This is a genomic window from Acinetobacter sp. YK3 (genome assembly GCF_001729365.1).
In the GTDB taxonomy this organism is placed as follows: Bacteria; Pseudomonadota; Gammaproteobacteria; order Pseudomonadales; family Moraxellaceae; genus Acinetobacter; species Acinetobacter vivianii.
In genome coordinates this window covers 1-12559 of record NZ_LZPJ01000150.1, presented here as the reverse complement: position 1 = coordinate 12559, position 12559 = coordinate 1, and the positions used below count along the sequence as shown (strand labels likewise).

The following is a 12559-nucleotide window of genomic DNA, read 5'->3' as shown; positions in this document are numbered from 1 at the left end:
ATATTAAATGAGGAATCTGCTATAGCTATAACTTTCTTCGAAAAAAAAGCACAGACAATTATAAAAAAAGCTGAAATAGAAGAATATAACCAAATTTCAAATATAGTTTCTTTGTTTACCACTCCATTAGATACCCTTAAAGGATCCATATGAAAAAATAAAAAAACTACACCTATATATGCAAAAACAAAAATACTAATTAAAAGAAAATTTAAAATTCCAACTTTAAGAAAACTTTCACGCAACAAATATATATAAGAAAAATATATTACAAATGGAAACAGAAAGAAAAGGATTAGAAATAAAAACTCAAACATTTTATCCTCGTTTATTTAAAATAGTTAAAAACAAATAATCAGATCTGTTAGAGAATTTAACCAATATCTTCCTGTCTTAAAGCTTTAACTATAACAAGCATGTAAATCAAATAAAATAAGAACCCAGAAAAAATATAATAATCCACGATATAATTACTTCCAATTATTGCCATAATTATTAAGATGCCAACCCGCATAACAAAACCAAAAACCTGTAAACTTAGTGCAGTTTTCTGAGAACCTATTATGTGTAATGCCATAGAAACAGGGGAAGATAGAATTTGCATAAAATACCATGGTATCATTATTAAAATATATTTCCCTAGTCCGCTCCAATTTTCACCAAAAATAAAATCAAATATATATGGACTTAACATCGCCAATAAAATAAAAGGAATAACAATAAGCTTGAATATTTTTTTCAATATATCAACAGTATACCTATATAGCTGTTTTTTCTTATAAAATTCAGGTGCATGTGATAGATAAACTTGTGACATTGCTCGACCTATTAACCCCATAGGAATTCCTAAGATTTTCATCGCCAACATTAGATAACCTACTTCAGCCCCCACCACAAAGCTCGCTATAATAATAAGAGGTAACTGTATTGCACTTATATTAGCAAGTGCTTCAAATGTTGAATATTTGGGATAATCTCTATATTTATACAATACATCTTTTAGAGGTAAAGTTTTTTTTATAATTTTTAAATCATGATAAGTACTATTAGCTAGTCTTAGAAAACCTCCACTAAAATTCAATAATTGTCCAAAAATAAGCCCCCAAAAACCACCTGTGGTGATTCCTACAATAAGACTAGCTCCATTACCAAGGATAGCTTGTGTCATGCGTGTATGAGCTATTTCTTTAAAACGTTTCCTACGAGAAGACCAATATTGCAGTGCTGAATATAACCCTGATAAAAAAACCCCTAATGGAATAAACCAAATCCATATAGATAGTTGACGAATGATATGTAAATTCTTTATTAAGGGATAGACTAATAACAATATCAAATACAAAAAAAGAATAGTAAAAATATTACTTAACAAAGAAATAAAAAGTAAAGATTTTGCTTCTTCATCTTTTTCTGGTATAGGAATTGCTATTTCAAATCTAAAACAAGAAATAACTGCAAAAATAGATACAATAGCAACGTATATACCAAGTATAGAATAGTCATTTGGACTATATAGTCGTGTCAATAATGGTAGACAGAGTAATCCTATTATCTGTGCAAAAGCTGTCCCTCCAACCAAAACACTGACAGATTTTAAAAAGCCTCCTTGAGCATTTAATCTAGTATTAACTTTTTCAAAAAGGCTTTTCACTATTAAATCAACCTAAAACTTGAACAATTTGATCTTGAGCTTCAAATGTCAAGTATGGATGCATTGGTAAGCTCATGACTCTTTCCGCAATTGCATCACCTACAGGCAACGCGACACTTGAATCAGCCACTGCAGGTTGCTTATTCAAAGGAATCGGATAATGTACAGCCGTTGGAATCCCTTGAGCTTTTAGTCTTTCCTGAACATCTGCACGATTATCGACCTGAATCGTATACTGTGCCCATGCACTGGTGTTATGTGGCTCAAGATATGGTGTTGTCTGGATACCCGCCTGATTAAATAACTGGTTATAAACTTCAGCTACTCTTTGGCGTGCCTGCATTTCATCATCCAAAATTTCTAATTTTGGTAATAAAATCGCAGCCTGAATAGTATCTAAACGACTATTCACACCCACACGGATATGATGGTAACGTTTATCTTGTCCATGACGTGCAATCTGGCGAATTACTTTAGCCAACTCATCATCACTGGTAAAAATAGCCCCACCATCACCATAGCAGCCTAATGGCTTACTTGGAAAAAAGCTAGTACAGGCAACCGTACTTAAGTTACAGCTTTTACGACCTTTATAAGTTGCTCCAAAGCTTTGTGCCGCATCTTCGATTACTGGAATACCATACTTTGCAGCAATCGCGTTGATTGCATCAAAGTCAGCACACTGGCCATATAAGCTCACTGGAATAATGGCTTTCGTGCGAGGGGTAATTGCTGCTTCCAGTTTTTCAGCATCCAGATTATAGGTTTTAGGATTTACATCCACATAGACCGGCTTTGCGCCTAATAAGGCCACTGTTTCCGCTGTCGCAATATAAGTAAAGCCAGGTGTAATCACTTCATCACCAGAACCAATACCAAATGCCATTTGCGCAATTTGTAAGGCATCAGTTCCATTAGCACAAGTAATACAATATTTCGCGCCAACATAGGCAGCTAATTTTTCTTCCAGCTCGGTCACTTCTGGACCTAGAATGTATTGACCATGCGTCAATACATTTTGAATACCAGCATCAATTTTATCTTTAATTCGATGTTGCTGCGCTTTTAAATCAATAAAGTCAATCATATTAACCTTGCTTTGTCAGTGTCGTTCCATCAAGTTGATAAACTGCGCCTGTATGCGAGCAGGTTACTTGTGCCTGTCCGTGTAAAGGAAGATTTAGCTGTTCACCAAACTCACTCATCCAGCCGATTTGTTTTGCTGGCACACCCACCATTAGTGCATAAGCAGGGATATCCTTATTCACTACCGCACCCGCCCCAACAAAAGCATATGCGCCGATTGTCACACCACAGACAATGGTACAGTTTGCGCCTAATGTGGCACCCTTTTTCACCAACGTGTCACGATATTGATCTTTCCGCTCTATCAGCGAACGCGGGTTATACACATTGGTAAAGACCATGCTCGGCCCACAAAATACGCCTTCTTCCAGAACGACATTATCGTAAACCGATACATTGTTCTGGACTTTACAGTGGTCACCAATCACAACGCGGTTACCCACAAATACGTTTTGGCCTAAAGACACGCCTTTACCGATTTTGGCGCCGCCACAGACATGCACGAAGTGCCAGACACGTGAATCTTCACCAATTTGTGCACCATCATCCACTATGGCCGTTTCATGTTGATAAAAGCTCATGCATTTTTCACCTTTGCCAATAATGGATGAGGATTTTCCGGGTTTTCAACAATAGGAGAAACACGGATCACTTCAACAGTCTCAATTGCTGCACGGTTTTCTTCAACCCCGTAACCCTTACCTTCTAGTACACGCTGGTAGCTTTGGGTATGAAGGTCGGTAAAGCCACCTGAAAACTCAAGTTCTTCATTTTCAATGGTAATACTGCGATAAGTGAGTTTTTCACCTTGTACCGCATTGTCTGGAAGGTTATTTGCATCAATCGACAGAAACCAACGTACGCGTGCACGTTCGTATTCCAGATAACCTGAAGCCGTTTTTTCATCACGGAAATGTACTTCATTTTTAACAATCTTGCCAAAAATAAAATGTAGCATGTCATAGAAATGCACACCGATATTGGTGGCAACTCCACCCGATTTGTTGTCTACCCCTTTCCATGATTTTAAATACCATTTACCACGAGAAGTGAGATAAGTCAGATCAACATCAAATACTTTATCTGCCGGTGCAGCTTGAACTTTATCGCGCAGAGCAATAATAGATGGATGTAAACGTAACTGTAAAATTGAGTTTACCTTGGCACCATATTGCTTTTCATATTCAGAAAGCATATTTAAATCTTCTGAATTCAGTACCAATGGTTTTTCACAAATCACTTCAATACCGTTTTTCAACGCATATTTCATGTGAGGGGCATGTAGGTAGTTGGGTGAGCAGATCGCAACATAATCCAGCTTTTCACCTTTTAATTTTTGGTCTTCAACATAGGCTTCAAACTCTTCAAATTCAGTAAAGAATTCTGCTTCAGGAAAATGACTGTCCATAATCCCGACAGAGTCATTTACATCCATGGCTACAGCCAAAGTATTACCTGTTTCTTTGATCGCTTTCAGATGGCGAGGTGCGATATATCCAGCCGCACCGATAAGAGCAAATTTTTTCATCATTTCACTTCTTTTCAATTCTTAAATTATAGGCGGAATACTGTAAAACCCTGTTCAGTCATGGTTATACGATCAAATAAACCTTTGACATCGGCAAGAACAGGCTGATTGCTGCGCACATAGCTTTTTAGTTCAGCTGCAGATAAATTACGGAATTCATTATGTCCTACAGCAACAACAAGTGCATCGACTGGATGCTCCGCATTGACCTGACCTAATTCGACCCCATATTCATGCTTGACTTCTTCAGCATCTGCCCACGGATCCGCAACGACCACTTGAGCACCCCAAGCTTCAAATTCTTTAATCAAGTCCGCGACTTTACTGTTACGGATATCTGGACAGTTTTCTTTAAAGGTAACGCCGAGTACGCCCACTTTTGCACGAGGCACATCAATACCATTTTGTAGCATACGCTTGATTGTATTACGTGCCACATAGCGTGCCATATTGTCATTGATACGACGACCGGCCAAAATAACCTGTGGATGGTAGCCCACTTCTTCCGCTTTATGAGTTAAATAGTATGGGTCGACCCCAATACAATGTCCCCCTACCAAACCTGGGCGGAATGGTAAGAAGTTCCACTTACTACCAGCAGCTTCAAGTACATCAATGGTATCAATACCCAGACGATCAAAAATTACCGAAAGTTCATTTACTAAGGCAATATTTAAGTCACGCTGTGTGTTTTCAATGACCTTGGCTGCTTCGGCAACTTTAATACTTGATGCTTTATGGGTACCCGCAGTAATGATACTGGCATAAACAGCATCTACTTTATCTGCAACTTCTGGCGTACTACCACTGGTGATTTTTTTAATCTTGGTTAAGGTGTTTACTTTATCTCCTGGATTGATTCGTTCTGGACTATAACCCGCAAAGAAATCCTGATTAAATTTCAGACCTGAAATTTTTTCGAGCACTGGGATACAGACCTCTTCTGTAGCCCCAGGATATACAGTAGATTCGTAAACAACGATATCGCCTTTTTTAATCACCTTACCTAAGGTCTCGCTTGCCTTTTTTAAAGGTGTCAAGTCTGGTCGGTTCACCTCGTCAACCGGAGTCGGTACAGTCACAATAAAAAAGTTACAGCTTTTTAAGTCTTCTAAATTTGCGCTATAACTTAAGTTGGTCGCTTGACTTAATTCTTCTGATGAAACCTCTAAAGTATGGTCTTGACCACTTTTAAGTTCATCTATACGCTTTTGGTGGATATCGAATCCGACCACAGGAGTTTTTTTGCCAAACTCAACTGCCAATGGCAAACCTACATACCCTAAACCAATAATTGCTATTTTCAATTCGGCAAGTTGCATCACAATCAGCCTATTCCTTTATAAAGTTTACATCAGTATCAAATGATTTTTTCAGGCCTAATGCTTCACATTAAACGTCGTGCGTACTATAACAAATTTTTTAAGACTCCCTCATTTCAATTGTATGATTGTGTTTACAAGCGTTTATACTTGTTACATTATCCTCAAATACCGTGAGATACATCACTTTTTTATTACATCGGATCATCTTTTTTCTGTTGACTTAACTTAGCTTTCATAAAGTTAATGATTTGCTGACATGCTGTACCATCACCATAAGGATTATGGGCCTCAGCCATTGCAGCATAGATCTTTTTGTTTTCAATTAATTCCGACACAGCACTTCCAATTTTATCAATATCTGTACCCACTAGACGCACAGTTCCGGCTTCGACTGCTTCTGGCCTCTCTGTAGTCTCTCTCATCACCAACACTGGTCTGCCCAAAGAGGGCGCTTCTTCCTGAATACCGCCAGAATCCGTCAAAATCAGATAACTGCGATTCATCAAATAGACAAAAGGTAAATAGTCCTGAGGAGCAATCAGGTGAATGTTCTCTATACCAGCTAAAAGCTCATTCACAGGTTGCTGTACATTTGGATTCAAATGTACAGGATACGCAATCTGGAAATCTGGATACTTTTTGGCAAGATTAGCCAAAGCTGAACAAATATTTAAGAAGCCTTGCCCAAAATTCTCACGTCGATGGCCTGTCACAAGAATCATTTTTTTGTTCGTATCTAGAAATGGAAACTGCTTCTGAAATTGACTCACAAGCATTTGGTCTTGCTCAACCTTTTGTTTCACTTGCAATAGAGCATCAATCACAGTATTACCAGTCACTACAATATTCGCGGGGTTAACATTTTCTTTAATAAGGTTGTCATAAGAGGACTGTGTGGGAGCAAAGTGATAATTTGCCAACACACCTGTTAACCGTCGATTGGCTTCTTCTGGCCAAGGTGAATACAAGTCTCCTGTACGTAAGCCAGCTTCTACATGTCCAACTTTTATTTTGTGATAATAAGCAGCTAATGAAGCTGCAAATGTTGTTGCAGTATCTCCATGCACTAAAATAAGATCCGGTTTCCATTGTTCAAATACTTGTTCCAAACCTTTAAGTACGCCAGAAGTGACATCTGACAAAGTTTGTCCTGGTTTCATTAAATTCAGGTCAAAATCAGGCACTAAATTAAAAAGTTCTAAGACTTGATCCAACATTTGTCGATGTTGTCCAGTTACGCAGACTTTAGTGTCAAAATCTTGTGTAAACCCTTGTAAAGCTAACGCTAAAGGCGCCATTTTTATTGCTTCAGGTCGCGTACCAAATATAAGTAAAATTCTTTTTTTCATTTGTTTCTTCTCTAATATTTCATTATATAAATAGCACCTATCATACTGCACCTTATTTACAACATATATTGCCCATAAAGTTTTACAAAAAATTAAATACAATTGCCACCACTAATAGCTACGTATACCAACGAAATTCATATTGTAATTATAGACAAACGTTCTTGAAAAAAAATTCAGCAATACTAAGCATACAAAGCAAATCTATTTTGCGCTGTTTTTTTAACTTTTTTCGGCTAGAATGGGCAAAATTCTAAGTCTAAACCCTCGCTATTTCGGGCAACGGATCTTATTTTAGACATAAATATTAAGGGTCGAGTGTGAAGCATTATCAACTTTTTTCCATTCTTGCGATTAGTCTTAGTGCTACAGCTTGTGCTGTTACTTCAGGCTTACAAACCTATGATATTCCAAGTGAAGGTACATATACGACTGATCAAGGAACCAATGTCGATGTAATAAAAATTACTCAAGATAACTTAATGGCTCTTCAACCGGCCCAAATCAACTATCGAAATAATTATGAAGCGTTGTTTAAACAACAACGGCCAACTTATCGCCTAAGTTCAGGAGATATACTCTCGATTCAACTTTGGGCTTACCCAGAAATTACCCCCCCAACCACGACAATAAATAATGAACAGGCAGTTCAAGCAAATGGGTATCCAATTGATTCAAGTGGTTATATACAACTACCACTGGTTGGACGTTATAAAGCATCTGGTAAAAGCTTAGCGCAACTGAATGCGGACTTACGCAAGCAATTTGCTCAATATCTTAAAAACCCAGATGTCATCGTACGTGTTTTGTCATACCAAGGACAACGTTATTCAGTACAAGGTAGTGTACTCAAAGGTGGGCAGTTCTATTTAAATGATCAACCTACTAGTATTTATACTGCGTTAGGTATGGCAGGCGGCATTAATGATAAAGGAGCAAATACCTACGTCCAACTGGTTCGTAATGGGCAGACGTATGATTTAAATACGATCGAGCTTGAGAAAGCGGGCTATTCCTTACATAAATTGTTAGTGCAACCCAATGATACAATTTATGTAAGTAGCCGAGAAAATCAGAAAATTTATGTAATGGGTGAATCTGGCAAAAATCAAGCCCTACCAATACGCGATCAAGGTATGACCTTAAGTGATGCACTTGGTGAAAGTTTAGGTATTAACCCAAATTCTGCTAGCGCCAGTCGTATCTATGTCCTCCGAACCAATCCTAATGATCGCCATACTGAACTCTATCATTTAAATTTATTGAGTCTGGGCGATTTTGGTCTTGCAAATCAATTTAAGCTACGTAGTAATGATATCGTTTATGTCGATGCAACGGGACTGACCCGCTGGCAACGAATTGTCAACCAGATTATTCCGTTCTCAAATGCCTTGTATAACATAGATCGTTTGGGGCAATAATTACAATGGAGATTAAAAGTGTTTTGGTCGTTTGTGTAGGCAATATTTGCCGTAGTCCTATGGCAGAGTACTTGATCAAACAGCAACATCCAAATCTGCGAGTGGAATCTGCTGGTATTTCTGGACTGATCGGCCATCCAGTAGATGATAAAGCTCAACTGTGTATGCAACGTCTAGATATTGATATGAGCCTACATGTTGCAAAAAAACTGAATGCAGAGCACTTAAAACAAGCAGACCTTATTTTAGTGATGAGTCATAATCAGCAAAAACATATTGAACAGATGTGGCCATTTGCAAAAGGGAAAATTTTTCGACTAGGACATTGGCAAAATAAAAATGTACCTGACCCTTATCAACATGACCAAGCTTTTTTTGATAATACCTGCCAGTTAATTCAACAGTGTGTTGCTGACTGGAAAAATTATATTTAACTTTTTAGATTAAGATTATGAGCCAAAATAGCAGTACTGAAGAAACAATTGACCTGAAAGAGCTTTTCTTTGCTTTGATCGCACAATGGAAGCTTATTGCATTGTGTATTATTCTGAGTCTAGTCTTAGCTTTACTCTACCTGCGTACAACGCCTAATACTTATTCAGTTGATGCCTTAGTTCAAGTGGAAGATAAAAAAGGTGCATCTGCAGCTCTTCTTGGCGATCTTTCACAAGTAATTGATCAAAAATCTCCTGCACAGTCTGAAATCGAAATTTTAAAATCGCGTCTGGTACTTGGCTCAGTAATTCAAGCACTTCATCTCGATCTCAGCATTTCTAGTCCTGAAGATACTTTTACCCATCGTTTATTTAATAAAGCTGACTATGCAACTGAATATGGTTCTAAAGCGGTTACCTTCCATGATGAAGAAAAAGCTTTTGATATCCAACAATTTGAAGTTCCAAGTTATTATTTAGATAAAACACTTAGTTTAAGTTTTAAAGACAATAATTTCAGCCTTACAGATCTTGCCACAGAAGAAGTAATTTTAACTGCGCCGCTGAATAAATTAAATCAATTCAGTACCCATTATGGTGTTTGGAAGATTGCGATTTTTACTAAAGATAATTTTGATACACATTATCTAATCAAAAAGAGTTCACTTCCTGCAGCAGTACAAACAATTAATTCAAATTATGCTGTAGCAGAGAAAGGTAAGTTGACTGGAATTTTAGAACTTAACTATCAAGGACAAGATAAAGAACATATTACTAAGGTACTTAATGCCATTTTAGCCGCTTATAGCGCACAAAATGTCGAACGCCGTTCAGCTGAAACAGCACAAACCCTAAAATTTCTGGATGAACAATTACCTGATCTGAAAAAGCAGTTAGATGATGCAGAGCGTGTGTTCAACAAGTTCCGTCAACAATATAATACCGTTGATGTGACCAAAGAATCTGAACTGTATTTAACCCAAAGCATTACACTCGAAACCAAAAAGATTGAGCTACAACAGCAACAGGCAGATCTAGCAGCCAAATATACAGCTGAGCATCCTGCCATGCGTGAAATAAATGCTCAAATCGCAGCATTAGATAAGCAAATCGCTGGACTAAATAATACATTGAAACAGTTACCCGATGTTCAACGTCAATACCTACAATTGTATCGCGAAGTTGAAGTAAAAACTCAGTTGTATACAGCTTTGTTAAACTCATATCAGCAATTGCGTATCGCCAAAGCTGGTGAAATTGGTAATGTGCGTATTGTGGATACTGCAGTAGAGCCTGTCCAACCAATTAAGCCACAAAAACTGCAAATCCTGATACTTTCTATTTTCTTAGGCGGCTTCTTAGGAACCCTGATTGCGCTATTACGTAATATGTTACGTACTGGTGTAAAAGATTCTGGACAAATCGAGAACGAATTTGATTTACCAGTGTATGCGACTGTACCACGCTCTCCTGTTCAAGAAACTCGTATGAGTATCTTGAAGAAAAAGAAATCGATTCCAATTTTGGCAGTTAAATATAATGATGATATTGCAGTAGAAAGTTTACGTAGTATTCGAACTGCGATTCATTTTGCATTATCAAATGCTAAAAATAATATTATTATGATTGCAGGTCCTTCACCAGAAGTCGGTAAATCTTTTATCTCAACCAATCTGGCGACGATTTTGGCTCAAAGCAATAAAAAAGTATTGCTGATTGATGCGGATATGCGTCGTGGCTATATGCATAAGTATTTTAATTTAGATGTTAAACCTGGTTTAGCAGAATATTTAAGCAATCTTGCAGACTTAAACCAAGTCATCCATCAAACTGATGTTAGTGGTTTAAGTGTAATTACACGAGGTAAAAATCCAGCTAATCCTTCCGAAATGCTCAGTTCTGAACAATTTAAAGCATTCATGGAACAGCTCAGCCAGCAATATGACCATATCATTATTGATACACCACCAATTCTGGCAGTCACCGATGGTATTATTATTTCTCAATATGCGGGCGTGAATTTACTGGTTGCACGTTATGCTAAATCACAAATGAAAGAGCTTGAACTAAGTTTGAATCGTTTTGAGCAAGCGAATGTGAAAGTGAATGGCTTTATTCTGAATGACATTCAACGTTCAAGTGCCGGTTACGGTTATGGCTATAACTATTCATATGCTTATAAAGCGAATAAAGATGACTAAGCAAACTTTAAATTGATTGTTAAAAAACCAGATCCCATGATCTGGTTTTTTTATTTAAACACATAAATCTTATAAAAAACCCACGCATTTTTGCGCTTAGTTATTCAATGCTTAAGCGTAGACATGCTAAGATCATTGCCATATTTTTTATTCCAATCTCACTTTGGGACATCTCATGAGTAAAGCTTTACCTTTCGTTGTCGCAGCCGTATTAGGCGGTGCAGCACTCGTTCCTGTCTACTATGCAACTCAACACCCAGCGACTGAACTTGGGGCAAAAGCTGATAAAAATGCAGCACCTGTCGCAAAAATCAGCTACGCACTTGGCTATGAAGTTGCTAAGCAAACACCACCAGAATTAGAAACAAGCGCATTTATCACAGGTTTCCGTGATGCCCATGCGCAAAAACCTGCAGCATATACAGAAGAAGAGCTACAGGCAGCGTATGTAGAATTCCAAAAGGAACTACAACAAAAGCAAATGGATGAAACCAAAAAAGTTGAAGCAACCAATAGCAGCTTCCTGGCAGAAAATGCCAAAAAAGAAGGCGTGAAAACAACTGCTTCTGGTTTGCAATATAAAATCACCAAAGAAGGTACAGGTAAGCAACCGACCGCAAGCTCTATCGTAAAAGTGCATTACAAAGGCCAACTTCCTGATGGCAAAGTGTTTGATAGCTCTTATGATCGTGGCGAGCCAATTGAATTCCCACTGAATCAAGTCATTCCAGGTTGGACTGAAGGTCTACAGCTGATGAAAGAAGGTGGTAAGGCAACGCTTTATATTCCTGCAAATCTAGGTTACGGTGAACAAGGTGTTCCAGGTTCAATTCCACCAAATAGCCCACTAGTATTTGATGTAGAATTAATCGTTGTAAAATAAATGATTTAAGGAGGGCTAGAGTCCTCCTTTATTTTTTGGAAGATAGAATGAAAAGATTAGGCCTGATTTTAATTGCCTCGACCATCGGAACGGTTCAAGCAGCTCCCATTTCCACAAAAAGTCCACAGACAGAGCAACTCGGCTATAGCTACGGGTATCTGATGGGTCGAGGGAATGCCGAAACACTAAAAGATTTAAATATCGAGACTTTTGTACAAGGCTTACAAGAAGCCATGCAAGGTAAGCCAGCCACTTTAAGTGATGAAGAAATGGCCAATGTTCTGAATCAATATAAAAAGCGTCTAGAAGCCAAGCAACTGGTAGAGTTTCAGGAACAGGCCAAAAAAAATGATCAGGCAGGGAAAGCGTTCTTAGCTGAAAATGGTAAAAAAGCAGATATCGTAACGACTAAGTCAGGATTACAGTATCAAGTGCTACAACAAGGTCAAGGAAAGTCTCCCAAAGCCTCTTCTACGGTAAAAGTGAATTATGAAGGCCGACTATTAGATGGCACGGTGTTTGATAGCTCTATCGCCCGTAATCATCCTGTAGAATTTAAACTCAGCCAAGTCATTGCAGGCTGGACTGAAGGTGTCCAAACGATGAAAGTAGGTGGTAAGAGCCGCTTCTTTGTTCCTGCAAATCTCGCTTATGGCGATGTTGGTTCAGGCGATGCCATTG

11 protein-coding genes are annotated in these 12559 nt (G+C 38.0%); 5 read left to right on the top strand and 6 right to left on the bottom strand.

Annotation, left to right across the window (positions count from 1 at the left end; genetic code table 11):
- Positions 1-373 precede the first annotated feature (373 nt).
- The 6 genes from A9Z07_RS17510 to wecB form a co-directional block, all read right to left on the bottom strand.
- The gene (locus A9Z07_RS17510) at positions 374-1651 is read right to left on the bottom strand and encodes a lipopolysaccharide biosynthesis protein (protein WP_069580015.1); all 1278 of its coding nucleotides are present in this window, start codon (positions 1649-1651) and stop codon (positions 374-376) included.
- Between the two features lie 7 nt (positions 1652-1658).
- Positions 1659-2738 (bottom strand): DegT/DnrJ/EryC1/StrS family aminotransferase, encoded by a 1080-nt coding sequence (locus A9Z07_RS17505; RefSeq protein ID WP_069580014.1) that lies wholly within the window; start codon positions 2736-2738, stop codon positions 1659-1661.
- Position 2739: 1 nt separating this feature from the next.
- Positions 2740-3318, bottom strand: coding sequence for a UDP-2-acetamido-3-amino-2,3-dideoxy-D-glucuronate N-acetyltransferase (gene wbpD, locus A9Z07_RS17500; RefSeq protein WP_069580013.1), 579 nt, complete (start codon positions 3316-3318; stop codon positions 2740-2742).
- A complete protein-coding gene (locus A9Z07_RS17495) occupies positions 3315-4265 on the bottom strand; it encodes a Gfo/Idh/MocA family protein (RefSeq protein ID WP_069580012.1) in 951 nt (316 codons plus the stop codon). Before A9Z07_RS17495 ends, wbpD begins: the two co-directional genes overlap by 4 nt.
- Before the next feature lie 26 nt (positions 4266-4291).
- Positions 4292-5587 (bottom strand): Vi polysaccharide biosynthesis UDP-N-acetylglucosamine C-6 dehydrogenase TviB, encoded by a 1296-nt coding sequence (tviB, locus tag A9Z07_RS17490; RefSeq protein ID WP_069580011.1) that lies wholly within the window; start codon positions 5585-5587, stop codon positions 4292-4294.
- A 194-nt stretch (positions 5588-5781) separates the two neighbouring features.
- Positions 5782-6939: a non-hydrolyzing UDP-N-acetylglucosamine 2-epimerase gene (gene wecB, locus A9Z07_RS17485; RefSeq protein ID WP_069580010.1), complete on the bottom strand. Its 1158-nt coding sequence runs from the start codon at positions 6937-6939 to the stop codon at positions 5782-5784.
- A gap of 320 nt (positions 6940-7259) precedes the next feature.
- On the opposite strand from wecB, the gene A9Z07_RS17480 reads away from it, so the two are divergent.
- The 5 genes from A9Z07_RS17480 to A9Z07_RS17460 all read left to right on the top strand — a co-directional run.
- Entirely contained in the window at positions 7260-8360 is a 1101-nt protein-coding gene (locus A9Z07_RS17480; RefSeq protein ID WP_069580009.1) for a polysaccharide biosynthesis/export family protein, read from the top strand.
- 5 nt (positions 8361-8365) lie between these two features.
- On the top strand, positions 8366-8794 hold the full coding sequence (locus A9Z07_RS17475; RefSeq protein ID WP_069580008.1) for a low molecular weight protein-tyrosine-phosphatase: 429 nt from the start codon (positions 8366-8368) through the stop codon (positions 8792-8794).
- Positions 8795-8811: 17 nt separating this feature from the next.
- Positions 8812-10995: a polysaccharide biosynthesis tyrosine autokinase gene (locus A9Z07_RS17470; protein WP_069580007.1), complete on the top strand. Its 2184-nt coding sequence runs from the start codon at positions 8812-8814 to the stop codon at positions 10993-10995.
- Between the two features lie 175 nt (positions 10996-11170).
- Entirely contained in the window at positions 11171-11878 is a 708-nt protein-coding gene (locus tag A9Z07_RS17465) for an FKBP-type peptidyl-prolyl cis-trans isomerase (protein ID WP_069580006.1), read from the top strand.
- Between the two features lie 47 nt (positions 11879-11925).
- Positions 11926-12559, top strand: a 634-nt coding sequence (locus tag A9Z07_RS17460; protein WP_069580005.1) for an FKBP-type peptidyl-prolyl cis-trans isomerase, incomplete at its 3' end; no start/stop codon positions are given.